The 25,427-nt window shown below is 69.8% G+C and carries 23 protein-coding genes; 12 read left to right on the top strand and 11 right to left on the bottom strand.

The window, feature by feature from the left end; translation table 11 throughout:
- Positions 1-45 precede the first annotated feature (45 nt).
- Positions 46-621, bottom strand: coding sequence for an oligoribonuclease (gene orn / locus ASC67_RS08060; RefSeq protein ID WP_056317623.1), 576 nt, complete (start codon positions 619-621; stop codon positions 46-48).
- Positions 622-674: 53 nt separating this feature from the next.
- On the opposite strand from orn, the gene ASC67_RS08055 reads away from it, so the two are divergent.
- Genes ASC67_RS08055 through rsgA form a run of 3 tightly spaced genes read left to right on the top strand, consistent with a single transcriptional unit; the run spans position 675 to position 3,191 of the window.
- Positions 675-1,943 (top strand): M48 family metallopeptidase, encoded by a 1,269-nt coding sequence (locus ASC67_RS08055; RefSeq protein ID WP_056317618.1) that lies wholly within the window; start codon positions 675-677, stop codon positions 1,941-1,943.
- Positions 1,940-2,260 carry a 4a-hydroxytetrahydrobiopterin dehydratase gene (locus ASC67_RS08050; protein ID WP_056317614.1) on the top strand — a complete coding sequence of 107 codons (321 nt, stop codon included), beginning with the start codon at positions 1,940-1,942 and terminating at the stop codon, positions 2,258-2,260. The genes ASC67_RS08055 and ASC67_RS08050 overlap by 4 nt, the downstream gene beginning before the upstream one ends.
- 16 nt (positions 2,261-2,276) lie before the next feature.
- Positions 2,277-3,191 carry a ribosome small subunit-dependent GTPase A gene (rsgA, locus tag ASC67_RS08045; RefSeq protein WP_056317609.1) on the top strand — a complete coding sequence of 305 codons (915 nt, stop codon included), beginning with the start codon at positions 2,277-2,279 and terminating at the stop codon, positions 3,189-3,191.
- A gap of 16 nt (positions 3,192-3,207) precedes the next feature.
- On the opposite strand, the gene ASC67_RS21000 is transcribed toward rsgA, so the two are convergent.
- Genes ASC67_RS21000 through ASC67_RS08035 form a run of 3 tightly spaced genes read right to left on the bottom strand, consistent with a single transcriptional unit; the run spans position 3,208 to position 5,800 of the window.
- Positions 3,208-3,360, bottom strand: coding sequence for a hypothetical protein (locus tag ASC67_RS21000; RefSeq protein WP_235566259.1), 153 nt, complete (start codon positions 3,358-3,360; stop codon positions 3,208-3,210).
- 41 nt (positions 3,361-3,401) lie between these two features.
- On the bottom strand, positions 3,402-4,184 hold the full coding sequence (locus tag ASC67_RS08040) for an SDR family NAD(P)-dependent oxidoreductase (RefSeq protein WP_056317606.1): 783 nt from the start codon (positions 4,182-4,184) through the stop codon (positions 3,402-3,404).
- A 5-nt stretch (positions 4,185-4,189) separates the two neighbouring features.
- Entirely contained in the window at positions 4,190-5,800 is a 1,611-nt protein-coding gene (locus ASC67_RS08035) for an NAD(P)/FAD-dependent oxidoreductase (RefSeq protein ID WP_162245624.1), read from the bottom strand.
- A 283-nt stretch (positions 5,801-6,083) separates the two neighbouring features.
- Here ASC67_RS08035 and ASC67_RS08030 point away from each other — a divergent pair, with 283 nt between their 5' ends.
- Positions 6,084-8,801 (top strand): LuxR C-terminal-related transcriptional regulator, encoded by a 2,718-nt coding sequence (locus tag ASC67_RS08030; protein WP_056317599.1) that lies wholly within the window; start codon positions 6,084-6,086, stop codon positions 8,799-8,801.
- Positions 8,802-8,878: 77 nt separating this feature from the next.
- Here ASC67_RS08030 and ASC67_RS08025 read toward each other — a convergent pair whose 3' ends face one another.
- A complete protein-coding gene (locus ASC67_RS08025) occupies positions 8,879-10,165 on the bottom strand; it encodes a DEAD/DEAH box helicase (protein ID WP_404932855.1) in 1,287 nt (428 codons plus the stop codon).
- A gap of 382 nt (positions 10,166-10,547) precedes the next feature.
- Between ASC67_RS08025 and ASC67_RS08020 the strand changes: the two genes are divergently transcribed.
- The 3 genes from ASC67_RS08020 to ASC67_RS08010 all read left to right on the top strand — a co-directional run bounded on the left by ASC67_RS08020 (position 10,548) and on the right by ASC67_RS08010 (position 14,217).
- The gene (locus tag ASC67_RS08020) at positions 10,548-11,531 is read left to right on the top strand and encodes an MBL fold metallo-hydrolase (protein WP_056318281.1); all 984 of its coding nucleotides are present in this window, start codon (positions 10,548-10,550) and stop codon (positions 11,529-11,531) included.
- A 145-nt stretch (positions 11,532-11,676) separates the two neighbouring features.
- Positions 11,677-13,329: a methyl-accepting chemotaxis protein gene (locus ASC67_RS08015; protein WP_056317596.1), complete on the top strand. Its 1,653-nt coding sequence runs from the start codon at positions 11,677-11,679 to the stop codon at positions 13,327-13,329.
- A 102-nt stretch (positions 13,330-13,431) separates the two neighbouring features.
- Positions 13,432-14,217 (top strand): SDR family NAD(P)-dependent oxidoreductase, encoded by a 786-nt coding sequence (locus tag ASC67_RS08010; RefSeq protein ID WP_056317594.1) that lies wholly within the window; start codon positions 13,432-13,434, stop codon positions 14,215-14,217.
- On the opposite strand, the gene ASC67_RS08005 is transcribed toward ASC67_RS08010, so the two are convergent.
- Together ASC67_RS08005 and ASC67_RS08000 are read right to left on the bottom strand one after the other, a co-directional pair.
- Positions 14,208-15,467: an MFS transporter gene (locus ASC67_RS08005; RefSeq protein WP_056317592.1), complete on the bottom strand. Its 1,260-nt coding sequence runs from the start codon at positions 15,465-15,467 to the stop codon at positions 14,208-14,210. The two genes, ASC67_RS08010 and ASC67_RS08005, sit on opposite strands and share 10 nt — an antisense overlap.
- Entirely contained in the window at positions 15,460-15,933 is a 474-nt protein-coding gene (locus ASC67_RS08000; RefSeq protein ID WP_056317589.1) for a MarR family winged helix-turn-helix transcriptional regulator, read from the bottom strand. Before ASC67_RS08000 ends, ASC67_RS08005 begins: the two co-directional genes overlap by 8 nt.
- A 117-nt stretch (positions 15,934-16,050) precedes the next feature.
- Here ASC67_RS08000 and ASC67_RS07995 point away from each other — a divergent pair, with 117 nt between their 5' ends.
- From ASC67_RS07995 to ASC67_RS07980, 4 genes are all read left to right on the top strand, one after another.
- Positions 16,051-16,539 carry a PaaI family thioesterase gene (locus tag ASC67_RS07995; protein WP_235566258.1) on the top strand — a complete coding sequence of 163 codons (489 nt, stop codon included), beginning with the start codon at positions 16,051-16,053 and terminating at the stop codon, positions 16,537-16,539.
- Positions 16,536-16,931: a lactoylglutathione lyase gene (gloA, locus tag ASC67_RS07990; RefSeq protein ID WP_056317583.1), complete on the top strand. Its 396-nt coding sequence runs from the start codon at positions 16,536-16,538 to the stop codon at positions 16,929-16,931. Before ASC67_RS07995 ends, gloA begins: the two co-directional genes overlap by 4 nt.
- A gap of 86 nt (positions 16,932-17,017) precedes the next feature.
- Positions 17,018-17,674 carry a gamma-glutamylcyclotransferase gene (locus ASC67_RS07985; RefSeq protein ID WP_082535888.1) on the top strand — a complete coding sequence of 219 codons (657 nt, stop codon included), beginning with the start codon at positions 17,018-17,020 and terminating at the stop codon, positions 17,672-17,674.
- A 103-nt stretch (positions 17,675-17,777) separates the two neighbouring features.
- Positions 17,778-18,959 carry an AI-2E family transporter gene (locus ASC67_RS07980; RefSeq protein ID WP_056317581.1) on the top strand — a complete coding sequence of 394 codons (1,182 nt, stop codon included), beginning with the start codon at positions 17,778-17,780 and terminating at the stop codon, positions 18,957-18,959.
- Between the two features lie 32 nt (positions 18,960-18,991).
- On the opposite strand, the gene ASC67_RS07975 is transcribed toward ASC67_RS07980, so the two are convergent.
- The 3 genes from ASC67_RS07975 to ASC67_RS07965 form a co-directional block, all read right to left on the bottom strand.
- The gene (locus tag ASC67_RS07975; protein WP_056317578.1) at positions 18,992-19,624 is read right to left on the bottom strand and encodes an NTP transferase domain-containing protein; all 633 of its coding nucleotides are present in this window, start codon (positions 19,622-19,624) and stop codon (positions 18,992-18,994) included.
- A gap of 239 nt (positions 19,625-19,863) precedes the next feature.
- On the bottom strand, positions 19,864-22,113 hold the full coding sequence (locus ASC67_RS07970) for a xanthine dehydrogenase family protein molybdopterin-binding subunit (protein WP_056317575.1): 2,250 nt from the start codon (positions 22,111-22,113) through the stop codon (positions 19,864-19,866).
- A gap of 10 nt (positions 22,114-22,123) precedes the next feature.
- Positions 22,124-22,585, bottom strand: coding sequence for a (2Fe-2S)-binding protein (locus ASC67_RS07965; protein ID WP_056317571.1), 462 nt, complete (start codon positions 22,583-22,585; stop codon positions 22,124-22,126).
- Between the two features lie 127 nt (positions 22,586-22,712).
- On the opposite strand from ASC67_RS07965, the gene pdxH reads away from it, so the two are divergent.
- Positions 22,713-23,354 (top strand): pyridoxamine 5'-phosphate oxidase, encoded by a 642-nt coding sequence (pdxH, locus tag ASC67_RS07960; protein ID WP_056317568.1) that lies wholly within the window; start codon positions 22,713-22,715, stop codon positions 23,352-23,354.
- A 13-nt stretch (positions 23,355-23,367) separates the two neighbouring features.
- Here pdxH and ASC67_RS21110 read toward each other — a convergent pair whose 3' ends face one another.
- Positions 23,368-25,425 carry a TonB-dependent receptor gene (locus ASC67_RS21110; RefSeq protein WP_082535887.1) on the bottom strand — a complete coding sequence of 686 codons (2,058 nt, stop codon included), beginning with the start codon at positions 25,423-25,425 and terminating at the stop codon, positions 23,368-23,370.
- Positions 25,426-25,427: the final 2 nt, after the last annotated feature.

The raw sequence follows: 25,427 nt of genomic DNA, 5'->3' as shown, positions 1-25,427 counted from the left end.
CCTCCCACAGAGGCCGGGCCTTTGTCGTTCCGGACCGGCGCCGCGTCAGAGGGCGAGGAACTGCTCGCGGTAATACGCCAGTTCGTCGATCGACTCGTGGATGTCGGCCAGCGCCGTGTGCGCCTGGGCCTTCTTGAAGCCATCCAGGATCGTCGGCTTCCAGCGCCGCGCCAGCTCCTTGAGCGTGCTGACATCGAGATTGCGATAGTGAAAGAAGGTCTCGAGCGCGGGCATGTCCTTCGCGAGGAAGCGTCGATCCTGGCAGATCGAGTTGCCGCTCATCGGCGACTTGCCGGCCGGCACGTACGCCTTCAGGAACTCGATCACCTGCCGCTCGGCAGCGGCCTCGTCGACGGTCGACGCCTTCACACGGTCGATCAGGCCGCTGCGGCCATGCGTGCCCTTGTTCCACGCGTCCATCGCGTCGAGCACGGCATCGCTCTGGTGCACCGCGAACACCGGGCCTTCGATGCGCACCGTCAGGCCCGGGTCGGTGACGACGACCGCGATCTCGATGATGCGGTCGTTGAGCGGATCGAGCCCGGTCATCTCGAGGTCGATCCAGATCAGGTTCTGCTCGCTCTTGGCAAGCGGGGAGGAAGCGGTGGCGGTGTCGGTCATGGGGGGATCCTTGCTAGCTGCGGATTGTCGGTCAACACGTACACTGACCATCCATGACGACAAGCGTCCTGACCGTGCTTTTCGCGGCTTTCCTGGTCGGCTCCCTGTTGCTGCGGGTCTGGCTCGCCAGCCGCCAGATCCGCCATGTCGCCACCCACCGCCACAGCGTGCCAGCGGCGTTCGAAGCCACCGTGAGCCTGCCGGCCCACCAGCGCGCGGCCGATTACACGCTCGCCAAGCTGCGCCTGGGCCTGCTGACCACCGCCTTCGGCGCCGCGGTGCTGCTGGGCTGGACGCTGCTGGGCGGGCTCGATGCGCTGAACGGCTGGCTGCTCGCCCACGCCCGACCCTCGCTCGGCGATCTGGGCTACCAGCTCGCACTGCTGGCGGCATTCGCTCTGATCACCGGGCTGATCGACCTGCCGTTCGAGGCCTGGACCACCTTCCGTCTGGAGCAGCGCCACGGCTTCAACCACATGACGCCCGGCCTGTGGCTGGCCGACCAGGCCAAGGGCGTGCTGGTGGGCGCGCTGCTCGGGCTGCCGATCGCCGCGCTGATCCTCTGGCTCATGGGCGCCGCCGGCTCGACGTGGTGGCTGTGGGCCTGGGCCGTGTGGGTGGGGTTCAACCTGCTCGTGCTGGTGCTCTACCCGACCGTCATCGCGCCGCTGTTCAACAAGTTCCAGCCGCTCGAGGACGGTGCGCTGAAGGCGCGCGTCGAGGCGCTGATGGCGCGCTGCGGCTTCGCGGCCAAGGGCCTGTTCGTGATGGACGGCAGTCGCCGCTCGGCCCACGCCAACGCCTACTTCACCGGCTTCGGGGCCGCCAAGCGCGTGGTGTTCTTCGACACGCTGCTGTCCAAGCTGTCGCCGCCGGAGGTGGAGGCGGTGCTGGCGCACGAACTGGGGCATTTCAAGCACCGCCACGTCACGAAGCGCATCGTCGCGATGTTCGCTCTGAGCCTCGCCGGCTTCGCGCTGCTCGGCTGGCTGTCGCAGCAGGTCTGGTTCTATGCCGGTCTGGGCGTGCGGCCCAGCCTCGATGCACCGAACGACGCGCTCGCGCTGCTGCTGTTCCTGCTGGTCGGCCCGGTGTTCAGCTTCTTCGTCACGCCGCTGTTCGCCGGGCTCTCGCGCCGTCACGAGTTCGAGGCCGATGCCTACGCCTGCGCGCAGACCAGCGCCCGCGATCTCGGCGGCGCGCTGCTCAAGCTCTACGAGGACAACGCCTCGACATTGACGCCGGACCGGCTCTACGTGCGCTTCTACTACTCGCATCCGCCCGCTTCGGAGCGCTTGGCCGCGATGGGAGCCCTGGCATGACGAAACTGTCCGAACAGCATTGCCTGCCGCAGGCCGAAGGCGCCATGACGCCCTACGAGATCGGCAAGCACCTGCAGACGGTGGTCGGCTGGTCGCTCGTCGACGGTTCGATCGAGAAGACCTACAGCTTCGCGAACTACCACGAGACCATCGGCTTCGTGAACGCGGTGGCCTGGATCGCCAACCGCGAGGACCACCACCCCGATCTCGCCGTCAGCTTCGACCGCTGCGCGGTGCGCTTCAACACCCACTCGGTGGGCGGCATCTCGCTGAACGACTTCATCTGCGCGGCGAAGCTCGACGCCCTGCTCACATGAAGCGCAAGGGGCGCGCTTGACCCGTCCGGTCGAGCTCGACCTGGGTCTCGTGGTGGCCGGGCACGGCCGCCACTACATCGTCGAGACGCCCGAGGGCCGCCGCCTGATCTGCCATCCCCGCGGCAAGAAGAGCGCGCTGGTCGTCGGTGACCGCGTGCGCTGGCTGCCGGTCGGCGGCGACCAGGACGAGGGCGTGATCGAGCACCTGGAGCCGCGCCGCAACCTGCTGTTCCGCCAGGACGAGTGGAAGACCAAGTCCTTCGCAGCCAACCTCGACCAGTTGCTGATCTGGCTCGCGGTCGACCCGCAATTCAGCGAGTCCCAGCTCACGCGCGCGCTGATCGCCGCCGAATCGGCCGGCATCGACGCCACCATCGTGCTCAACAAGACCGACCTGCCGGACGCCGACGCACAGCGCGCCCGCCTCGCACCCTACCGGGCGATGGGCTATGCGGTGATCGAGCTGTCTTTGAAGCACGCGTTCGACGCTGCGTCCGGCACGCTGAACGAACTGCTCGCCGGGCGGACCACGCTGGTGCTCGGCCCGTCGGGCACCGGCAAGAGCACGCTGATCAACGCGCTGCTGCCGGGCGCCCGGGCCCAGGTCGGCGAGATCTCGCAGGCGCTCAACTCCGGGCGCCACACCACGACGACCACCCAGTGGTACTGGCTGGACCGCGCGACGAACAGCGCGCTGATCGATTCGCCCGGCTTCCAGGAGTTCGGCCTGCAGCAGATCGAGGCCCAGCAGCTGCCGGCCTACATGCCCGACCTGCGCGCCCATGCCGGCGGCTGCAAGTTCTACAACTGCACCCACCGCCACGAGCCGGGCTGCGCGGTGATCGCCGCGGTCGAGCGCGGCGAGATCAGCGCCAGCCGCTGGCGCATCTACGGCGACCTGCTGGACGAGCGGGCGCGCACGCGCTGGTGAGGCGGCGGAGCACGGCTCAGTGCCGCACCGGGCTCGATGCCAGGACGTTGACGGTGATGCCATGCGCGCCGAGTTCCAACGCCAGCGCGCGCGTGAAGCCGATGTTCGCGGCCAAAGTGCGTCGAGATCGCCCGGCCCAACCGGACGCGCACCCGGTCACCACGGCCACCCGGCCCTTCAGTCGGCCCCCATCGGTTCGCTCCCTTCCGCTCACTTGGCCATGCAGCCGCCGTCGGCGACCAGCATCAGGCCGGTGGTGTAGCTCGACGCATCCGACGCCAGGTACAGCGCCGTGCCCTTCATCTCGCTCGCGTCGGCGACGCGACCCATCGGCGTGAACGCGGTGATCGCGGCGACGAAGTCCGGATCGTCGTACGCACCTTCGGCCAGCCGGGTCCGGAAGAAGCCGGGGCAGATCGCGTTGACCTGGATGTTGTGCGGTGCGTACTCCAGCGCGAGCTCACGCGTCAGGTTGACGACCGCGCCCTTGCTCGCGTTGTAGGCCGGGATCGGGAACACGCTCGACGCGCCCGCCAGCCCCCACATCGACGCGACGTTGATCAGCTTGCCGCGCCCTTGCCGCACCATGATCTTCAGCGCCTCGCGATCGGTGTGGAAGACGCCCGTCAGGTTGACCGCGAGCACGCGGTGCCAGTCCTCGCTCGGGTAGTCGTGGAGCCGCCGCGGCACGGGGTCGGCGATGCCGGCGTTCGCGAACGTGATGTCGACGGCGCCGAAATGCGCGTCGGCGGCACGGAACAGCGCGACGACGTCGGCCTCGCGCGTGACGTCGCAGCGCAACGCCAGCGCCTCGCGGCCGAGCGCGCGCACACGCGCCGCGGTGCGCTGGTTGCCGGCCTCGTCGATGTCGGCGCAGACCACGTGCGCGCCGGCCTCGGCCATCGCCTCGGCGATCTCGCCGCCCAGCCCCTGGCCGGCGCCGGTGACGACCGCGATGCGGCCACTCAAGTCGAACAGTCGGTGGACGTGCATACCGGTCAGCCGAACGCGAAGCCCTCGTAGCCCTTCGCGACGATGTCCTCGCAGGTGGCCTTGTAGGCCGGGAACCCCCCCAGGTACAGCAGGATCTGCCGCGGCTTGCCCGGCACGTTGGCGCCCATGTACCAGGAGTCGGCTTGCGTGAAGAGTGTCTGGTTGCCGACGTCGGTGACGTGCTGGCACCAGAAGTCCTCGATCGCCTGAGTCGGCTCGATGGCGACGCGACCGGCCTTGCGCACGTCCTCGATGGCCCGCACGATCCATTCGACGTGGTACTCGTTGCCGAGGATCATGTTGAACAGCACCGAGGGACTGCCCGGGCCGGTGGTGACGAACATGTTCGGGAACCGGGCACTCATGATGCCCAGCGCCGTGCGCGGCCCGGCCTTCCACTTGTCACCCAGCGTCTCACCGCCGCGCCCGCGGATGTCCATGTTGCACAGCGTGCCCGTGAGCGCATCGAAGCCGGTGGCCGTGACCAGCGCATCGAGTTCGTGGAAGCGCCCGTCCTGCGTGGTGACGCCACTGGCGGAGAACTTCTGGAACGGCGTGGCGCGAAGGTCGACCAGCGTCACGTTGTCGCGGTTGTAGGTCTCGTAGTAGTCGGTGTCGGCGCACAGGCGCTTGGTGCCGAACGGGTAGCCCTTGGGCACCAGCATCTCGGCCACCTTCGGGTCCTTGACCTTCTGGCGGATCTTGCGGCGCGCGAACTCGGCGAGCGTCTCGTTGGCTGCCGGGTCGACCAACAGGTCGACATACGAGGTGTAGAAGCTCAGGCCCCCCATCGCCCAGCGGGCCTCGTACTCGCGTTCGCGTTCCTCGGGCGTGGCGTCGAGCGCGCGATCCGGGTTCGCAGGGAAGCGGGAGATGCCGAGGGTGGAGTTCCATTCGCGCCGGCGCAGGTCGGCGTACTCGGCCTTCTGGATGCGCCGCTGGTCCTCGGTGAGCGGATGGTTCCAGGCCGGGATGCTGAAGTTCGGTGTGCGCTGGAACACCGTCAGGTGCTTGGCCTGCTTCGCGATGTGCGGGATGGCCTGGATGCCCGACGAGCCGGTGCCGATGATGCCGACGCGCCGACCACCGAAGTCGACGCCGCCGCGCGGCCACGCCGCGGTGTGATAGCACTGCCCCGCGAAGTCGCCGATGCCTTCGACGTCGACCTGCTTGGGCGTCGACAGGCAGCCGGTCGCCATGATGCAGAACTGGGCCGAGACCGTCTCGCCGCGGTTGGTCGTCACCGTCCAGCGGCTGGACTTCTCGTCGAAGTGGGCCGACTCGACCCGCGTCTCGAGCTGGATGTCACGCCGCAGGTCGAAGCGGTCGGCCACGTGGTTGATGTACTTCAGGATGTCGGCCTGGTCGGCGTAGCGCGCCGGCCAGTCCCATTCCTGCTGCAGTTGCTCGTCGAAGGAGTAGGAGTACTCGATGCTCTCGATGTCGCAGCGCGCACCGGGGTAGCGGTTCCAGTACCAGGTGCCGCCGATCCCGTCGCCGGCCTCGTACACCCGCACCGAGAGGCCCTTCTTGCGCAGCAGGTGCAAGGCATAGAGGCCGGCGAAGCCGGCGCCGACCACGACGACATCGAGCGAGGTCCGCTCACTGCGGCCCATCGGGCCCGGGGTAGAGATTGCCTTGTCCATTGCGTGTTGTCCCTTTCGTTGCCGGCCGCGCGAATGCGCACACGGTGCGCCGATCTGCAGCGGATCATCGCGATGATCGAAGCCAAACGCCCCCGCCCGCGGGCTAGTTTTTGGACGACGCGCGGGCTAGTGGTTTCCCGTAGGCCTCTGCACAACGGCGGGCCGAACGGGTTTGCACCGCAGCAAAGCTCAGGCTGCGTAGGCAGAATCTCCGCGCCGACGTCGTTCCCGTCTCTCCTCCGGTTTCCCGCCCTTGAAGATCGCCGTACCGGCCGGCTTCGCGCCGCTGCCGTTGAACCACAAGATCCTGCCCCCGCGAGCGCACCGCCACGCGGTGGAGCGCAGCGCGTTGCTGGCCCGCCTGTTCGGCGAAGCCGCAGCGCGGGTCGTGGTCTTCCAGGGTCCGGCAGGCCACGGCAAGACCAGCCTGATGCTGCAGGCCCGGGCCGCCAGCGCGAGCGGCGGTGCCCTCACCGGTTGGCTGTCGCTCGACGAGAGCGACAACGACATCCGCCGGCTGCTCGGCCATCTGCAGGCGCTGCTGACCGTGCTGGGTTCGCAGTCGCCGACCGCGCCGAACGAGGACTACGCCGGGAGTGCCGGCACCATCACACCGCGGTCCGACTGGCTCATCGGCCGGCTGCTCGAACTGGGCCGGCCGGTGGCCCTGTTCCTGGACGACCTGCACGCGATCACCGACCCGGGCGCGCTGCGGCTGCTGCGCGAACTGATCACGAACGCGCCCGACCGCATTCGCTGGTTCCTGGCGAGCCGCATCGTTCCCGAAGTCGGCCTGCCGCGGCTGGTGGTGGGCGACGAGGCCCTGGTGGTCAGCGCCGAGGACCTGCGCTTCTCACGCGAGGAGATGCGCCACGTGTTCGATACCGATCGCGGCTTGAGCGTCAGCGACACCGAGCTCGAGGCCATCTTCAGCGGCACCGAAGGGTGGCCCGCGGCGGTGCAGTTGTACCGGCTCGCGCTGGGCTCGGCCTCGGTGCGTCACTCGCTGGCCAGCGGCCGCGGCGGCGCGCCGCGCGAGGTGGCCGACTACCTCGCCGAAAACGTGCTCGGCCAGCAGGCGCCGCCGGTGCAGGATTTTCTGCTGCAGACATCGGTGCTGTCGCGCATGTCGGCCGCGCTGTGCGACGACGTGCTCGGTCGCAGCGACGCGCAGGAAATGCTCGCCTCGCTCGAACGCGACGGGCTGTTCGTACGGCGCCTGGAGTCGGGCGAAGGCTGGTTCACCTACCACGCGATCTTCGCGAACTTCCTGCAGGAACAGCTGGCGCGTGCGCAACCCGAGCGACTGGCGGCGGTGCATCGCCGCGCCGCCGCCTGGTTCGAGTCGCAGGGTCATCTGGAAGAGGCGCTGCACCACCATCTCAGCGCCGGTGACGACGACCGAGCCTGCGAGGTCTTCGACCGCTGGTCCGACGCGCTGGTGCCGGACGGTCACTTCGCCACCGTCGACCGGTGGTCGCACCGCTTGCCGGCCGATGCCGCGTCGCGGCGGCCGGGCATCGCGGTCAAGCTGGCCTGGGCCTTCACCTTCCTGATCCGGCACGAGCAGCTCGCACCGCTGCTGCCGGTGCTGCGCACCAACCTGGCGCGGCGCCTGGTTGAAGGCGACCCGCGTCTGGCGCTGTCGATGGCCGCCATCCTGCAGGACGATCCGGCACGCGCGCTGGATTACGTGGCGCATACAGAGCACCGCGAGCCGACGTCCAACCGCTTCCGGAATTTCGAACTCGCCGCAGGTCACAACGTGCGCGGGTTCGTCGGCATGATGCGAGGCGAGTTCGGACCGGCGCTGCACAGTCTGGCGCAGGGCCGTTCGCTCAGCGAGCAATCGAACGCGACGTTCACGCTGGCCTACTCGCTGGTGCACTCGGGCCTGACGCTGGTGGCGCAAGGGCAGTTGCCCGAAGCCGTGGAGCACCTGCGCGGCGCGATCTCGGACCGGCGCATGGTGCTGGAGGAATCGGTCTCCAAGGCCTGCCTGGCCTGTGCGCTGGTGATGGCGCTCTACGAAGCCGACCAGACCGGCGACGCGCTGGCGCTGTTCGAGCAGTTCCACGACATGATCGTCGAGGCCTCGCTGCACGACTACCTGGTGGTCTGCTATCGGGCGGTCGCCCGCATCCGCGACCAGCGCGGCGAGCTCGCGCTCGCGCTGGAGACCCTGGAAGAGGCCGAACGGCTGAGCTACAACGGCCGCTGGCCACGCGCCGTGCAATTGATACAGGGCGAGCGGGTGCGCCGCGAACTGGTCGCGGGCCGCGTCGATCGGGCGCAGACGCTTGCCACCAGGCTGCACCCGGACGGCCGGAGCGATACCGACGACTGGGTGCGCTTCTCCGAGGAGACCGACGGGCCGCGCATCGGCCGTATCCGGCTCGACCTGCATGGAGGGCGTGCGGTCCAGGCGCTCGACGAGATCGGCGCCTGCCTGGCGGCCGCACAGCGCCAGGGGCGCGTGCACCGACAGATCCGGCTGCAAACGCTGGCCGCGCTGGCGCACCAGAGCCTGGGTCAGACGCGGCCGGCTCACCGCTGCCTGCAGCTGGCCCTGGAACTCGCGGCGCCCGGCCGCTACGTGCGCATGTTCCTCGACGAAGGCCCGGCACTGGCGGCGCTGCTGCGCGCCCATGCCAACCTGCCGGCCGCCGCCCCCGAGAACGGCGCCGAGGCACGCAACCTCCTGGGACGACTGATCGAGATCAGTGGCACCGAGCCCGCCCCTGCGGACACCCCCTGGCGTGCCGCGGCGCTGGAACCCCTCACCAAGCGCGAGCACAAGGTGCTCGCGATGCTGGTCGACTACCTGTCGAACGAAGAGATCGCCAGCGCGCTGTGCGTGAGCCGCGACACCGTGAAGTTCCACGTCCGCAACATCTACTCGAAGCTCGGCGTGAAGACGCGGCTCGAGGCCATCCGCATCGTCAAGACCGCCGAAACGTCGAGCCGCTAGAGCGCGGTCGGACCCGCATCACGAAAAAGGGCTGCCTCGCGGCAGCCCTGATCGTTCAGGCGGAAGCTTCGTCGTGCTCAGCGGCCGTCGCGCGAACCGAAGCGCGGCGCGCCGTCACGGCGCCCACCGCCGAAACCACCACCCGCCGGGCGACCGCTGCGGCCCTGGCCGTGGCGCTGACCGGGCATCGGCTTGGCCGGACGCGCCTTCTGCGGCGTCGGCTCCAGGCCGACGATCACGCTGGCCTCGATGGGCTGGCGGGTGAAGGCCTCGATCGCACGGATCTTGCCGCGCTCGCGGTGCTCGGCGATGGTGATCGCGGTGCCGCTGCGGCCGGCACGGCCGGTGCGGCCGATGCGGTGGACGTAGTCCTCGGCCTTCATCGGCAGGCCGAAGTTGATGACGTGGCTGATGCTCGGCACGTCGAGGCCGCGCGCCGCCACATCGGTGGCGACGAGCACGCGCACATGGCCGTCACGCACGTTCTGCAGGCGACGGTTGCGCACGGCCTGCGGCATCGCGCCGTGCAGCGCGACGGCCGAGTGGCCCTGCTGCTGCAGCGCCTCGGCGATGGCTTCGGTGTCGACCTGGGTGCTGGCGAACACCACGGCCTGGTCCACCTCGGCATCGCGCAGCCAGTGTTCCAGCAGCGCCTGCTTGTGGCCCATGTTGTCGGCCCAATGCAGCGTCTGGGTGATGTCGGTGTGCACGTCATGGGCGGTCGCCAGTTCCAGGCGGCCGGGCGAGCGCATCAGCTTGCTGGCCAGCGCCATGATGCGCGGCGCGAAGGTGGCCGAGAACATCATGGTCTGGTCGCGCTGGGCGGTGGCTTCGGCAATCGCCGCCAGGTCCTCGGCGAAACCGAGGTCCAGCATGCGGTCGGCCTCGTCGACCACCAGCACCTGCGTCGCGTCGAGGCGGATCTGACCGCGGCTGTGCAGGTCGAGCAGACGGCCGGGCGTGGCCACGACGAGCTGCGCACCGCGCAGGTCGAACAGTTGCTTGCCGAACGGCATGCCGCCGACGATGGTGGCGATGCGCAGGCCGCGCGCCGCGTCGCGCAGCGGGTGCTGCTTGGCTTCGGCACGCAGCGCTTCACCCACGCCGCGCATCAGGTCGATCGCGTCGGCGGTCACCTGCTGGGCGAGTTCACGGGTCGGGCACAGCACCACGGCGCGCGGCGTGGCGACGCGGGTCTGTTCGACGGCGCCGGCATTCAGCAGGCGGTGCAGCATCGGCAGCAGGAAGGCCGCGGTCTTGCCGCTGCCGGTCTGGCTGCTCACCATCCAGTCGCCGCCCTTCAGGGCAGCGGGGATGGCTTGTTCCTGCACGCTGGTAGGCGCAGTGAAGCCGAGCTGGGTCACGGCATGCAGCAGCGGAGCGGCAAGACCAAGGGATTCAAAATTCGAAGCAGTCACGAAGCATCCCCGCCGGGTTGCCGGCGGGTCCGTCATCGCCGCATGCAGAGATGCGGCAGGTTGGTCCAAAACACATCGACCAACAGACGGACTGCACTGGGTGCAATGGCCCCGATGGGAAACGGGTGGGGCCGGACTGGTGACGATGCACTGACCCTCGGGGCCCGCGCTGCGGGTGAGGGAGGCTGCTTTTTGCAGCGCAACAAGGATTGTCGCACATCCGGACGGCTCGTGCCGACTTCCGGCCCGCCTGTCGCCAGGCGGACAGGCCGCCGACGGGGACTTCCTACAATCGAAATGTCTCCTGCCACTCCCTTCTTTTCCCGCGATGACGACCTTCCCGTTCCTCGAAACGCTCGGCCACGGCATCACCGCGATCGACACCGGCTTCATGCGGCAGCGCTTCGATGCGGCCTATCTCCTGGTCGAGGGCGGCCGCGCCGCCTACATCGACAGCGGCATCAACGACGCGCTGCCGCGTCTGCTGGCAGCGCTCGACGCGGAAGGTGTGGACCGCGAGGCCGTCGACTACGTGATCGTCACCCACGTGCACCTCGACCACGCCGGCGCCGCCGGCCTGCTGATGCAGCAGTTGCCGAACGCCCGGCTGGTGGTGCACCCGCGCGGCGCGCCGCACATGATCGACCCGAGCGCACTGGTCGCGGGCGCCAGTGCGGTGTACGGGGCCGAGGAGGTGGCCCGCACCTACGGCACGGTGCAGCCGGTGCCGGCAGAGCGTGTGCTCGCCAGCCACGATGGCATGGTGCTCGACCTCGCCGGCCGGCCGCTGCTGCTGATCGAGACACCCGGCCACGCGCGACACCACCATTGCATCTGGGACGAGCGCAGCCGCGGCTGGTTCACCGGCGACACCTTCGGCTTGTCGTATCCGGAGTTCCGGACCCCGGGCGGTCGCTACGTGCTGCCGACCACGACGCCGGTGCAGTTCGAGCCCGGCCCCTTGAAGGCCTCGATCGCGCGCATGCTCGAGAAGCGCCCGGATTGCATGTACCTCACCCACTACAGCCGCATCGACGAGGTCGATTCGTTCGCCGAGCAGCTGTTCGAGCAGATCGATGCGATGGTCGCACTGGCGCGACCGCTCGCGACGGCCGACGACCGCGAGCTTCAACTGCGCCGCGGCCTGGCGCAGCTTTATCGCAAGAGACTCCGGGCCGCCGGCAGCGAACTCTCCGACGCAGACATCGACGAGTTGCTGACGGTCGACGTGGAGCTCAACGCGCAAGGCCTGGCCGTCTGGCTCGACCGCGAAGCGCGCAACGCGCAGGCGCCCGCCACCGGCGCACGCTGAGCAAGGGTGCAGGCTTCGGGCCGCGCCGTGACGCACGTCACGGCGCTGGTGGTGGGCCGGGGGACTGGTGTTGCGCTGCGTCAAACGGTGTGGGCGACGTGCTGTCGATGATCCAGGTGCACTCACCGATGCGCCAAAGGATCCCATGCGCCTGAACACCCCCGTGACCGCCAGCGAGTACCCCTTCCCCACCGGCGAGACCCTGGTCTCGACGACCGACCTGAAGGGGCGCATCACCTACTGCAACCCGGCCTTCATCACGGTCAGCGGCTACGCCCGCGAAGAACTGCTGGGGCAGCCGCACAACATGATCCGCCACCCGGACATGCCGGAAGAAGCCTTCCGCGACATGTGGACCACCATCGCCTCCGGCCAACCCTGGTCGGCATTGGTCAAGAACCGTCGCAAGGACGGCAGCTGCTACTGGGTCACCGCGAACGTCACGCCGCTGATGAGCGGAGACCGGCCGACCGGCTACATGTCGGTGCGCACGGCCCCGGATCGCGCCGACGTCGAGCGCGCCGAGCATCTCTACGCGGTGATGCGCGCCGAGAAGGCCGCCGGACAACAGGTCCACCGTTTCGACGCCGGCCGCCTGCGGATCGACACCTGGGCGGGCCGCCTCTCGAACGCGCTGCACCTGCCGGTTCAGGTGAAGCTCGGCGTCGTCGCTGCGCTGCTGGGATCGACCGGCTTCGTGACGGGTGCTGTCGTCACGGGCGGCCGCCTGCTGCCGATGCCGGCGCTCGGCCCGGCGCTGGCGGCCGGCGCCACGCTGCTGCTCTGCTCGGTGGCGGCTGCCGCCACCTTGCACCGGATGACGGTGGCTCCGCTCGCACGTCTGGTGCAGTTCGCCAATCGCATGGCCGCCGGCGACCTGACGCAGAAGATCGACAACGACCGCCACGACCTCGTCGGCCAGCTCACGAAGGGGCTGAACCAGTTGAACGTGAACCTGCAGTCCATCGTGCGCGACGCGCGCAACGAGATCGAGCAGATGCGCGTCGTCACCGGCGAGATCGCCTCGGGCAACCAGGATCTCTCGGGACGCACCGAATCACAGGCGAGCAGCCTGCAAGAGACCGCCGCCTCGATGGAGCAGATCACCGGCACCGTGCGCCAGAGCGCCGACTCGGCCGAACAGGCCACGCGCCTGGCCGCCCAGGCTACGGCGGTGACCCAGCGCAGCAGCGACGCGGTACAGGACGTCACCCGCACGATGGGCGAGATCAGCGCGTCGTCGCAGCGCATCGGCGAGATCATCCAGGTGATCGACGGGATCGCGTTCCAGACCAATATCCTCGCGCTCAACGCCGCGGTCGAGGCCGCCCGTGCGGGCGAGCAGGGCCGCGGTTTCTCGGTCGTGGCCTCCGAAGTGCGGGCGCTGGCCCAGCGCACCTCGACGGCCGCGCGGGAGGTCAAGCAGCTGATCGAGGACTCGGCCTCCAAGGTCGGCGCCGGCAACCGTCTCACCGACGCGGCCCGCTCGACGATGGACGACGCCCTGCGCACGGTGCAGCAGGTCGGCCATCTGATCGGCGAGATCAGCCACGGCGCACGCGAGCAGCTGACCGGCATCTCGCAGATCAACGAGGCGGTCACGCAGCTCGACACGATCACTCAGCAGAACGCCGCGCTGGTCGAGCAGATGGCGGCTTCGGCGGTGTCGCTGTCGCAGCAGTCGGGCACGCTGGCGGAAACGGTGAAGGTGTTCCGCATCGACGGCGGCACGCCGGCCGCGCCCGATGCGGTGATCTTGCGTCGCTCGATGAGGGAGATTGCCCGCGCTGCTGCCTGATCGCACGGCGATCGCCGCGCTGCCGTGCGGCGCCGGCCGGCACTAAACTGCCTTTGACAAGAGCCCGCCCCGCGCGCGGGCTTTCGACATTCGGGAGCCGAGATGAACGCCGTGAACTTTGCGCTGTCGGGCCGGGTGACCGTGGTCACCGGCGCGGCCCAGGGCATCGGCGCCGCCTGTGCGGAGCGCTTCGCTCGCGAAGGCGCGCCGGTCGCGTTGTGGGACGTGGACGACGCGCGCGGCGCGGTGTTGGCGCAGCGCCTGGAGGGCGAAGGCCGGCGTGCGATCTACCTGCACTGCGACGTGTCGCGCGCCGAGCAGGTGCAGGCCGCACACGCGGCCACGCTGGCCGCCTTCGGGCGCATCGACGTGCTGGTCAACAACGCCGGCATCTTCAAGGCGGCCGATTTTCTCGACGTGACCGAGGCCGATTGGGACGCGGTGATCGGCGTCAACCTCAAGGGCGCCTTCCTTGTCGGCCAGGCCTGCGCGCGCACGATGGCGGCGCAGGGCAGCGGCGCGATCGTCAACATGAGCTCGGTCAACGGCCTGATGGCGATCCCCACGATCGCCAGCTACAACGCCAGCAAGGGCGGCATCAACCAGCTCACGCGCGCGATGGCGCTGGCGCTGGCCGACCACGGCGTGCGCGTGAACGCGGTCGCGCCCGGCACCATCGCCACCGAACTGGCCGCGCAGGCCGTGCTGACCAGCGACGAGGCGCGACAACGCGTCCTCGGCCGCACGCCGTTGAAGCGCCTCGGCGAGCCGGCCGAGATCGCCGACGTGGTGGCCTTCCTCGCCAGCGACGCGGCCAGCTACCTGACCGGCCAGATCGTCTACGCCGATGGCGGCCGGCTGGCGCTGAACTACTCGGTTCAGGCCTGAGCCGCAGCGACGCCGGGCGCCGCCGGGCGCGACTCGCGGATCGGCAGGTGCACCAGCGCCGCGCCCACCGCCAGCAGGATGTCGACGATCCAGATCGCGTCGTAGGCGCCGGTCCACTCGAACGCCTTGCCCCCGAAGTACGCGCCGAGAAAGCCACCGAGCTGGTGCGCCAGCATGACGATGCCGAACAGCGTGGCCATGTGGGTCGGTCCGAAGAACTTGGCGACCAGCCCGGCGGTGGGCGGCACCGTGGCCAGGAAGGTGAGTCCGATCGCGGCCGAGAAGACCAGCATCACCGCTTCCGTCTTCGGCGCCAACATGAAGAGCAGCACCACGACGGCGCGTGAGGCATAGAGGATCGACAGCATCGACTTCATACGCCAGCGCCCGCCACCGTGGCTCAGCGCCCAGCCCATCCCCACGCTGCCGACGATGTTGAACAGGCCCACGATCGCCAGCGACCAGGCGCCGATGGCCGGCGGCAGCCCGCACGCGGCCACCACGCCCGGCAGGTGAGTACCGATGAACGCGACGTGGAAGCCGCAGATGAAGAAGCCCGCGCTCAGCAGCCGGTAGCTGGGATCGGCCAGAGCCCGCCGCACGGCCGCGCGCGTGCCCTCGGCCGGGGCACTCCCGGCGGACGCGAGTTGCCGGGAGTTGCCGCGCAACACCCAGGCGGCCGGCAAGGCGAGCAAGACGATGAACGCCATGCCCTGCATCGCCGTCACCCAGCCGGCCGCGGCCGTGAGGCCCTGCGCGACCGGCGCGAACACGAACTGACCGAAGGACCCGCCGGCATTCACCACGCCGGCGGCGATGCCGCGCCGCGCCGGATCGAGCAGCCGCGTGGTCGCCGCCATCAGGACCGAGGGCCCGGCCATGCCGGCGCCGCCGGCCGCCAGGATGCCGATCGCGAAGATCAGGCCGGCGGTGGTGTGCATGTAGGGGGTGATCGCGGTCCCCAGCGTGACCAGCAGCACCCCGACAAAGATCACGCGCCCCGCGCCGATGCGGTCGGCCACCATGCCCGCAAAAGGTTGCGTCAGCCCCCACCACAGCTGGCCGAAGGCGAAGGCCAGGCTGATGCTGCCGATGCCCAGGCCGGTGCTGGTGTTCAGGGTGCCGAGGAACAAGCCCATCGACTGGCGCACGCCCATCGTCAGCGCGAAGGCACCGGCCGCCGCGAGCAGCACCATCCACAAGCGCGGCAGGGTGCGCGCGGGCCGGAGCACGGTGGTGGCGTCATTCATCGCTGTCGTCCCCGGTTCCGTCGAGCCGTTCCAGGCAATCGTCGATCAACATGTGTAGCGCGGCGACGCGCTCAGCGCCCAGCCGCTCGTTCAGCGCGATCTGGGCCTGCTTCCAGGCGCGCTGCGCCTCGGCCCGCTTGGCCCGCCCCGCCTCGGTCGCGTCGACGAGACGGCTGCGCGCATCGTCACCGGGGCCCAGGGTCAGCCAGCCTTGCGCCAGCAAGGGCTGGAGATTGCGCGTCAGCGTGGACGCCTCCAGGCGCATGCGCCGGGCCAGGTCGCCGGGACGGAGCGGCCCCAGCTTGACCACGTGCGACAGCAGCGAGTACTGGGTGTTCTTGAGTCCGAGTGGCGCCACGTAGGCGTCGTAGTGACGCGTTACCGCGCGGCTGAGCTGCCGCAGCTTCAGGTTGGTGCAGCCCTGCGGGGTCGAGACCGCGGGGCGTGAGGTCGATAGTGTCGTCATGATTTAATTGTAGCTACAATTATTTTATCTACAACTTTCTTATCGACAGACCATGACCGAACCCACCCCATCGATGCCGCCGCCACCCTGGCCCGCTGGCAGGCCGACGAGGCCGCCGTGCGTGCACGGAACCCGCGTTTCGGCGTGAGCCGGCCCGACCAGATCACCTCGTTGAGCGGGCTGCAGTTCTTCGAGGCCATGTTCGCCGGTGAGCTGCCCCTGCCGCCGATCGGCGACACCCTGGACTTCCTGCCGGTGCACATGGAGCGCGGCCTCGCCGTCTTCCAGGGCCGGCCCGGCACACCCCACTACAACCCGCTCGGCTCGGTGCATGGCGGCTGGTACGCCACGTTGCTCGACTCGGCGGTGGCCTGCGCCGTGCACTCGGCGCTGCCGGCCGGCAAGCGCTACACCACCGTGGAACTGAAGATCAGCCTGGTGCGCGCGCTGAGCGACAAGGTGCCGCTGGTGCGTGCCGAGGGCCGGCTGATCCACATCGGGCGCAGCATGGGCACCGCCGACGGCCGCCTGATTGGCCCCGATGGAACGCTGTACGCTCACGCCTCGACCACCTGCTTCGTCTTCGACGCCCCGGCTCCGCGATGAGACTCCTCCACACCATGCTGCGCGTCGGCGACCTGCAGCGCTCGATCGACTTCTACACCCAGGTCCTGGGCATGCGGCTGTTGCGCACCACCGAACGACCTGCGCAGAAGTACAGCCTGGCCTTCGTCGGCTATGGCACGAATCCAGAGCATGCCGAGATCGAGCTGACCTACAACCACGGCGTCGACCGCTACGAGCTCGGCAGCGCCTACGGCCACATCGCCATCGGCGTGGCCGATGTCACGGCCACGTGCGCCGCCGTGCGCGAACGGGCACAGGCGCTGGGCGGCGCGATCACGCGCGAGCCGGGCCCGGTGCAGGGCGGCAGCACGGTGATTGCCTTCATCACCGACCCGGACGGCTACAAGATCGAACTGATCGAACGCCCGTGAAGGGGCCGTTCCGCGTGGTTTTTCGCGCGATCCGCAGCCTCGCTGCCGCTTGACAGGGGCAGGCCTCAGGCCGCAATCTTGTTGCCGTGCAGCAAGCCCTGGATTACGACCCCGAGCCCGCCTCCTGCGCCGTCGAGCCCGGCGCCGTTTCGGTCGCGCCGCTGCGCGATCCCCAGGTGCTGCTCGAACGCACGCTGGCCGGCCGGCCGGCGCGGCGCGACATCTGGATCTTCGGCTACGCCTCGCTGATCTGGCGCCCCGAGTTCGAGGCGGCCGAACAGCGTCTGGCGCGCGTGCATGGCCAGCACCGAGCCTTCCGCATGCGCTCGCGCATCAACCGCGGCACGCCCGAGCGCCCCGGCCTCGTGTGCGCCCTGGTGCCGGGCGGCTCGTGCTCCGGCATGGTCTACCGCCTCGAGCCGTCGCGCGCCGACGCGGAACTGCGCCGTCTGTGGGACCGCGAGATGTTCACCGGCGTCTACGACCCGAAGTGGCTGCAATGCCAGACCCCGCACGGTCAGGTCACGGCGCTCGCGTTCACGCTCAGCAAACGCAGCCCCAACTACATCGGTGAACTGGACGACGACACGCTGATCGGCATCCTGCGCCACGCACGAGGCCGGTTCGGCAGCACGCTCGACTATCTGGTCGAGACAGCCGCCTGCCTGCGTCGCTGCGGCATCCGCGACCCCGCGATCGAGCGCCAGGTGGCGCTGGCGCGGCGCGCCGGTCTCACGGCCTAGCCCGGCCCGGGTTGCCGCCGGCCGAGCCCGCGGGGCCGGACGCAGGCCGAAGGTGCATCATCGTGGCCCCGCAGGCACCGCCTGCCCCACCGACCCGTTTTCGATGCCACACGATCCAGCGATCGACGACGTCCCTCCGGCCGAAGAGCTGCCTGCGACGGAGAGACCCGCCATTGCGCAACCGGTGCTCCTGCACATGCCGGTCGGCGTGCGCAGCCTCTCGCTGGCCGTGCTGGCGGTGCTGGCCTGCCTGGTGGTGCTGCGCTGGGCCAGCGCGGTGTTCATCCCGCTGCTGCTCGGCCTGATGTTCAGCTACGCGCTGTCGCCCATCGTCGATCGCATGGTGCGCTGGCGCATCCCGCGCTCGCTGGCCGCGGCGGTGCTGCTGCTGGCCATCCTCGCCGGTGCCGGCTCGACCGGCTACGCGCTCGGCGACGATGCCAGCGAGCTGATCGAGAGTCTGCCGGCCGCCGCCCAGAAGCTGCGCCAGGCCGTCAGGGCGGCGCGCAACGAGCCGACCAGCAAGATGGAGACGATGCAGAAGGCCGTCACCCAGCTCGAACAGGCAGCGGAAGAGGCCGCTTCCTCGGCCGCGGGCCAGCGCGGCGTGCAACGGGTACAGATCGAGCCGCGCAAGTTCAGCATCCGGGACTACCTGTGGAGCAGCACGCTGGGCCTGGCCTGGCTGATCGGGCAGGCCACCGTCGTCTGCTTCATCACCTACTTCCTGATCGCCTCGGGCAACAGCTTTCGCCGCAAGATGGTGAAGATCGCGGGCCCGACCTTCGCGCAGCGGCGCGTCACGGTGGAGGCGCTGGACGAGATCACCGAGCAGATCCAGCGCTACCTCCTGGTGCAGTTGCTCATCAGCGCCCTGGTCGGCGTGGCGACCTGGCTCGCCTTCCTCTGGATCGGCCTGGAGCACGCCGCCGTCTGGGGCATCGTGGCCGCGGTGCTGAACCTCGTCCCCTACATCGGCTCGATCGCGGTCACCGTGGGCTCGTCCCTGGTCGCCTTCCTGCAGTTCGGCACGCTCGACATGGCGCTGGTGGTGGGCGGCGTGTCGCTGGTGCTCCACTGCATCAGCGGCTACCTGATCACGCCCTGGCTGACCAGCCGCACCAGCCGCATGAGCCCGGTGGTGGTGTTCGTGGGCGTGCTGGCCTGGGGCTGGCTGTGGGGCATCTGGGGGCTGCTGCTCGGCGTGCCGATCCTGATGGCCGTCAAGGCCGTGTGCGACCGCGTCGAGGACCTGAAACCGCTGGGAGAACTGCTGGGCGACTAGCCGAGACCGCGCACGCGGCGGTGACCGCGCGGTCAGTCCACCGCGGCTTCGCCGGCGTGCGCCGCGTGCAGGCTGCGCAGTTGCTGCAGGTCCTGCTCGGTATCGACGTCCAGCAGCACCCCACCGTCCGGCACCTCGACGCCGAACGCTGGATAGCGCGCCACCAGACGCCGCGCACCCTCGTCGCCGCTGAGCCGCGCCAGTTCGGAGTACAGCTCGGCGGCAAACGCCACCGGGTGGCCCCGGCGCCCTCGGTGCTGGGCGTACACGATGGGGTGGTGCGGCATTGCGGCCGCCACGGCGCGCAGCGTGGCGGGCTGCACCAGCGGCATGTCGCCGGGCAACACCAGCCAGCCGCTGGCATTCGAGCGGGCGGTCACGCCGGCGGCGATCGAGTACCCCATGCCCAGCAGTTCATCGTCGCCGGCGCCAGGCAGCACGACCACATCGCGTGCCGCGATGGTGGCGGTCACGCGGGCATGCAGTGCTTCGGTCGTCACCACGACCACCGGCAGCCGGCTCTGGACCACATGCGAGAGCGTCGTCTCGAGCACCGTCGAGCCGCCGAACGGCTGCTCGAGCTTGTGGGCGCGTTCACCCCGCCCGCCGCGAAAGCGCGCCCCGCGCCCCGCCGCCAACACCACCACCACCGGCCCTTGTCGCACCGAACCCTCCCAGATTGCGCTCTGTCATCACCGGCCGGTCGATGCGGCCGTCCGTGATGCGATCAAACCGCGACCCCGTGCAAACCGGAAGTGGGAGCTCTACCTAAGGCCTCACCCGCGGACGCAGGCGTTCAATGCTCCACCCGGCGGGCCATGGCGCTCCACGCCCGGCCAGCCCGAGTGGTAACCCGGACGCTCGAACGCCCGCGCAAGCGGCGGCCGGCGATGCGCGCCGCGCGTCAGGCCAGCGTGTCGAACGGCAGCTTGCGCAGCCGCTTGCCCGTCAACGCGGCGACGGCATTCGCCACGGCCGGCGCAATCGGCGGCACACCGGGTTCGCCCAGGCCGGTGGGCGGATCGTTGCTCGGCACGAAGTGCACCGCCACCGGCGGCGCATCGGTGATGCGCGGTGGCGCGAAGTCGCTGAACTGACTCTGTTCCACCACCCCGTCCTTCAGCGTGATCGCGAAACCGGGCTGGATCATCGACAGGCCGAACACCGCGCCGCCCTGGATCTGCGCCTCGGCGGCCGTCGGGTTGACGACCTGATTGGCATGCACGCCGGCCGTCACCGCATGCACCTTGGGCCGGCCCTCGACCACGGACACGTCGACCACGTAGGCCACCACCGAACCGAAGGACTCGTGCACCGCCACGCCCCAGGCGTGGCCGGCCGGCAAGGGCTTGCCATAGCCCGACTTGTCGACCGCGAGCTTCAGTGCGGCCACGTGGCGCGCATGCTTCTTCGGATCGAGCTTCGCGAGCCGCCAGGCCACCGGGTCCTGCCCCGCTGCACGGGCCACCTCGTCGGCCAGCGTCTCCATCACGAAGCCGGTGTGGGTGTGGCCGACCGAGCGCCACCACAGCACCGGCACCGCGACGTCCGGGTGCGTGGCGCGCAGACGCATCGGCATCCCATAGGTGTTCTCGACCACGCCCTCGGTCATCGTGTGGTCGATGCCGTCCTTGACCAGGAAGGCCTCGAACGGCGAGCCCTTCACCAGCGACTGTCCCACGATCACGTGATCCCAGCCCTGCACCTGGCCCTGGGCATCCAGCGCGATGTCGACACGGTGCAGGTGGGCCGGGCGGTAGTAGCCGCCCTTGATGTCGTCCTCGCGACTCCACATCACCTTCAGCGGCGACTTGGCATCCTTCGCGTACCAGGCCTTGGCGATGCCGGCGGCCTCGCGCATGTAGTCCGAGCTCGGCACCGCGCGCCGTCCGAAGCCGCCACCGGCCGGCAGCGTGTTGAGCGTGACCTGCTCGGGCTTCAGGCCCAGCGTCTGCGCGATCGCCATCTGGTCGACCGTCTGGAACTGTGTGCCGGCCCACACGGTCGCGCGGTCGGCCTTCAGCTCGAAGGTCGCGTTCAGCGGCTCCATCGGCGCGTGCGCCAGGTAGGGGAACTCGTACTCGGCGCTGATCTTCTTCGGCGCCGTCTTCGCGGCGGCCTCGATCGCTGCGCCGTCGCCGGCGAGCGCCACATGCTTCGGCGCCTTGGCTTCCTCGCGGTACTGGGCCAGCAGCTTGTCGCTGCTGACGGTGCCGCCGACGCCGGCCTTCCAGCTCACCTGCAGCGCCTCGCGGCCCTGCTTGGCGGGCCAGTAGCCGTCGGCGATGACGGCCAGTCCACTGCCGCCGCGGTCGGTCGGCACCTGGAACACGTCGATCACGCCCTTGATCGCCTTCGCCTTGCTCGCGTCGAAGCTCTCGACCTGGCCTCCGAAGGTCGGTGCACGCAGCAGCAGCGCGACCTTCATCCCCGGCAGGCGCTGGTCGATGCCGTAGTGCTTCTTGCCCGACACGGTGGCGACCGCATCGATGCGCCCCTGACCGTGTCCGATGATGTTGAAGTTCTCCGGCGTCTTCAGCACCACGGTCGCCGGCACCGGCTGCTTCGCCGCGGCTGCCGCCAGCGAGGCATAGGTGGCGCTCTTGTTGCCGTGACGGACCACGCCTGCACCGGTCTTGCAGGCCTCGGCCGGCACCTTCCACTGCGCGGCCGCTGCGGCGACCAGCATCACGCGGGTGGCCGCGCCGATCTGGCGGTACTGCAACCAGGAGTTCGGCACGGCGCTGGAGCCGCCGGTCATCTGGATGCCGAACAGCGGGTCCTTGTAGGCCTCGCCCGCCGGCGCGAGGCTGGCGCGCACCTGCTTCCAGTCGACGTCGAGCTCTTCGGCCACCAGCATCGGCAGCGCGGTCAGCGCGCCCTGGCCGAAGTCGAGCCGGTTGACGCGGATCTCCACCGTGTTGTCGGGATGGATCTTGATGAAGGGGCTGGGGTCGACCGGCTTCTTCGGCGCGGCGGGCGCGCCCTCCTCGGCGGCCAGTGCAGCGGGTGCCGACCAGGTGACGGCCAGGCCGCCGCCGCCGAGCGCGCTGAGCTTGAGGAAGCCACGACGGTCGAATTCGCCGGAGCGAGCGTCGGTGTCGGGGGCCGGCGACTGGCCGGCGAGGCGTTTGGCGACGAGTGCGAAGTCCATCGGGGCGTCCTCAGGCGATGCTCTTCGCGGCGTCATGGATGGCGGCGCGGATGCGTTGGTAGGTGCCGCAGCGGCAGATGTTGCCGGCCATCGCGGCGTCGATGTCGGCGTCGCTCGGCGCCTTGTTGGTCTTCAGCAGGCCGGTTGCGCTCATGATCTGGCCGCTCTGGCAGTAGCCGCATTGCGCGACGTCGTGCTTGATCCAGGCCGTTTGCACCGCCTTGCCGACCTTGTCGTTGCCGACGGCCTCGATCGTCGTGACCTTCTTGCCCGCGACCATCGACACCGGCGTGATGCAGGAGCGCGTGGGCTGCCCGTCCACGTGGACGGTGCAGGCGCCGCAGGCGGCGATGCCGCAGCCGAACTTGGTGCCGGTCATCGCCAGGTCGTCGCGCAGGGTCCACAGCAGGGGGGTGGCCGGGTCGACATCGACGCTGGTCGCCTTGCCGTTCAGTGTGAAGCGCGTGCTCATGGTTTCTCCCGATTCTGGAAGTCACGGACTGTGCTCCGTGATGCCGGACGCATCGCGGCGGTGCGCGGAATCCTGACCGAAAGCCAGGGCCAAGTTGGCCTTTCACCAGCCGCCTACACTTTTGTGCATGCGCCCCGACATTGCCGACCTCCGCAAGAGCTACGAACAGGACGAACTCGACGAGGCCCATTCGGCCGCCGACCCGCTGCAGCAGTTCGAGCAGTGGCTCGATCAGGCGCTGAAGGCCGAGCTGCCGGAGCCCAACGCGATGACGCTCGCCACGGTCGGCGCCGACGGTCGCCCCTCGACGCGCGTGGTGCTGATCAAGGGCTGCGACGTGCGAGGCATCGTCTGGTACACCAACTACGAGAGCCGCAAGGGCCGCGAACTGGCCGCACACCCGTTCGCGGCGCTGCAGTTCCACTGGGTCGATCTCGAGCGCGTGGTGCGCATCGAAGGCCGGGTCGAGAAGGTCAGCGACGCCGAATCGGACGCCTACTACCGCTCCCGGCCCCTCGACTCGCGCCTCGGCGCCTGGGCCTCGCCACAGAGCCAGGTGATCGCGTCGCGCGCGGTGCTGGTGGCCAACGCGGCCAAGTACGGCGCACAGTTCCTGCTGAACCCGCCGCGCCCGCCACATTGGGGCGGCTTCCGGCTGCTGCCGGATCGCTGGGAGTTCTGGCAGGGCCGCAAGAGCCGCCTGCACGACCGGCTGCGCTACACGCAGCAGGCCACCGGCGGCTGGCTGCGCGAGCGCCTGGCGCCGTAGCGCCAGGCACGCATCAGAACGCGACGCGCAGGCCGGCGCTGAGGCTGCGCCCCGGCAACGGCGCCAGATCGCGCACCGTCACCACCGAACCGGCGTTGTAGGCCAGCCGGTCGGTCAGGTTGTCGAGCTTGACGAAGAACAACGCGTCGTTGCCGTCCCAGGCCAGTCGCTTGCTGAGGGCCAGGTTGATCAGCGTGTAGCCGGCGGTGGCTTCGTCGTCGTCCGGCACGCGATCCTGCTTCTGCGCACGCACCACCTCGCCGCGTAACGTCCAGCCCTCGAGCCCGTACGCCGCGCCGAGCTTGACGCGCAGCGGCGCGATGCGCGGCAGGGGCTCGCCGGTGCTGCGGTTGGTGGCCCGGACCGCATCGAGCTGCGCTTCCAGGTCGATCGTCCGGGCGCCTTCCAGTACGCGCCAGGCGCCTTCCAGCTCGAAGCCGCTGAGCCGCGCCCTGACCCCCTGGAAGGCATAGACCGGGAAGGCCTCGCCTTCGTCGCTGACGAAGTCCGGTTCACCGGTGCGCAGCAGCGCGATGTAGTTCGAGAAGTTGCTGACGAAGGCGCCGGCCCGCAGCCGGTCGTGCCCGGACTTCCATTCCAGCGCCACGTCGAGGTTGCTGCCCTTCTCCTTGCCCAGTTCCGCATCGCCGCGCTCGAAGGCCGCGGTGGCGATGTGCACACCGTTGGCGAACAGCTCGTAGTTGGTCGGCGCGCGTTCGGTGTAGGCCAGGTTGCCGTTGAGCTGCCAGCCGCTGCCGAATGCCGGGGCCAGGTCCCACACGCCGCCGACGGCCGCGCTGCCGGCCGTGTAGCGGCGGCTCTGCGCGTCGCCGAACTTCGGGTCTGCGGCGCCCGCATCGCCTTCGGACTCGATGCGATGGCGCTCGACCCGCGCGCCGAAGCTGAGGCGCGAGGCGCCTTGCAGCTTCAATTCCTCATGCGCGAACAGCGCGAGCTGGTCGCTGGTGGTGCTGGGCACGAAAGCCTCTTCGCCCAGTGCCTCGAACCTGGCGTGCTCCGCCTGCAGGCCGAACACGCCCTTCAGGTCCCCGAGCGGCGCGTGCTCGAACTCCAGCCGGCCGTCGCTGCCCTTGTTCTTGAAGGTGGTGCCGACCTCGCCGCTGCCTTCGACTTCCTGGTGCTGGTAGTCGGTGGCCTGCAGGCGCGCGCGCACGCTGCGGATCGGGCCGCCCAGATCGCGCCACTCGCCGGCCAGTGCGAGCTTGTCGCGCTGCATGCGGATCAGCACGTCCTCCTCGGCCACGATGCCGTAGTCGTTGCGGTAGGTGTCGACCGACGCGCCCAGGTAGCCATGGTCCCACTGCATCGATGCGCCGAGGGCGCCGCCCTTGGCATCGCTGGCCGAGTTGACGATGCGGTCGCGCCGCTCGGTGCCGCCGCCGTCGACGGGGCGGTCGAAATCGGGCACGCGCAGGTCGTCGGTCTTGCGTGCGAACACGTCGGCGTGGATCGCCAGGCCGTTGCCGCCGGCCTCGACCAGCGCGCCGGCCGAGCGCTCGCGGGCCGCGCCGCCGCCGCGCAGCTCGAGTGCGCCGCCGATGCCGTCGATCGCGGCCTTGGGGATGCGGTTGTCGATCGCATTGACCACGCCGCCGACGGCACTGCCGCCGTACAGCAGCGCCGCCGGGCCACGCAGCACCTCGAGCCGTTCGACCACCAGCGGGTCGATCGGCACAGCGTGGTCGAAGCTCAGGGCCGAGGCATCGAGCGTGGCCCCCGCGTTGTTGAGCACGCGAATGCGGTCGCCGTCCTGGCCGCGGATCACCGGCCGATTGGCGTTGGGGCCGAAGTAACTGGACGACACGCCGGGCAGGCCCGACAGCGTCTCGCCCAGGCTGCTGCCGCGCTTGAGCACGAGGCCCGGGCCGGCGAGCACGCTGTAGGGGGTGGCGATGCCGTCGCTGTCGAGCGGGTTGCCGGTGACGACGACCGGCGGCAGTGTGGTGTCCGGGGGCGACGCGGTCTGCGCCAACGCCAACAGTGGCGTACCGAGCAACGGAAGAAAGGCGGCGCGAAGCGCCTGCGAGAGGGATGTGAGTGACGAACGCATGC

Source organism: Methylibium sp. Root1272, from assembly GCF_001425905.1.
GTDB lineage: Bacteria > Pseudomonadota > Gammaproteobacteria > Burkholderiales > Burkholderiaceae_C > Methylibium.
This window is presented reverse-complemented; position numbering and strand designations above follow the sequence as displayed.

Excerpts from the sequence above, each read along its gene's own strand:
- pdxH (WP_056317568.1), top strand. The coding sequence starts at position 22,713 with ATGCGCCCCGACATTGCCGACCTCCGCAAGAGCTACGAACAGGACGAA.
- ASC67_RS08000 (WP_056317589.1), bottom strand. The coding sequence starts at position 15,933 with ATGACGACACTATCGACCTCACGCCCCGCGGTCTCGACCCCGCAGGGC.
- orn (WP_056317623.1), bottom strand. The coding sequence starts at position 621 with ATGACCGACACCGCCACCGCTTCCTCCCCGCTTGCCAAGAGCGAGCAG.
- ASC67_RS08055 (WP_056317618.1), top strand. The coding sequence starts at position 675 with ATGACGACAAGCGTCCTGACCGTGCTTTTCGCGGCTTTCCTGGTCGGC.
- ASC67_RS08015 (WP_056317596.1), top strand. The coding sequence starts at position 11,677 with ATGCGCCTGAACACCCCCGTGACCGCCAGCGAGTACCCCTTCCCCACC.
- gloA (WP_056317583.1), top strand. The coding sequence starts at position 16,536 with ATGAGACTCCTCCACACCATGCTGCGCGTCGGCGACCTGCAGCGCTCG.
- ASC67_RS08010 (WP_056317594.1), top strand. The coding sequence starts at position 13,432 with ATGAACGCCGTGAACTTTGCGCTGTCGGGCCGGGTGACCGTGGTCACC.
- ASC67_RS07970 (WP_056317575.1), bottom strand. The coding sequence starts at position 22,113 with ATGGACTTCGCACTCGTCGCCAAACGCCTCGCCGGCCAGTCGCCGGCC.
- ASC67_RS08050 (WP_056317614.1), top strand. The coding sequence starts at position 1,940 with ATGACGAAACTGTCCGAACAGCATTGCCTGCCGCAGGCCGAAGGCGCC.
- ASC67_RS21110 (WP_082535887.1), bottom strand. The coding sequence starts at position 25,425 with ATGCGTTCGTCACTCACATCCCTCTCGCAGGCGCTTCGCGCCGCCTTT.
- ASC67_RS08020 (WP_056318281.1), top strand. The coding sequence starts at position 10,548 with ATGACGACCTTCCCGTTCCTCGAAACGCTCGGCCACGGCATCACCGCG.
- ASC67_RS07980 (WP_056317581.1), top strand. The coding sequence starts at position 17,778 with ATGCCACACGATCCAGCGATCGACGACGTCCCTCCGGCCGAAGAGCTG.
- ASC67_RS08035 (WP_162245624.1), bottom strand. The coding sequence starts at position 5,800 with ATGGGCCGCAGTGAGCGGACCTCGCTCGATGTCGTCGTGGTCGGCGCC.
- ASC67_RS07965 (WP_056317571.1), bottom strand. The coding sequence starts at position 22,585 with ATGAGCACGCGCTTCACACTGAACGGCAAGGCGACCAGCGTCGATGTC.
- ASC67_RS08005 (WP_056317592.1), bottom strand. The coding sequence starts at position 15,467 with ATGAATGACGCCACCACCGTGCTCCGGCCCGCGCGCACCCTGCCGCGC.
- ASC67_RS08040 (WP_056317606.1), bottom strand. The coding sequence starts at position 4,184 with ATGCACGTCCACCGACTGTTCGACTTGAGTGGCCGCATCGCGGTCGTC.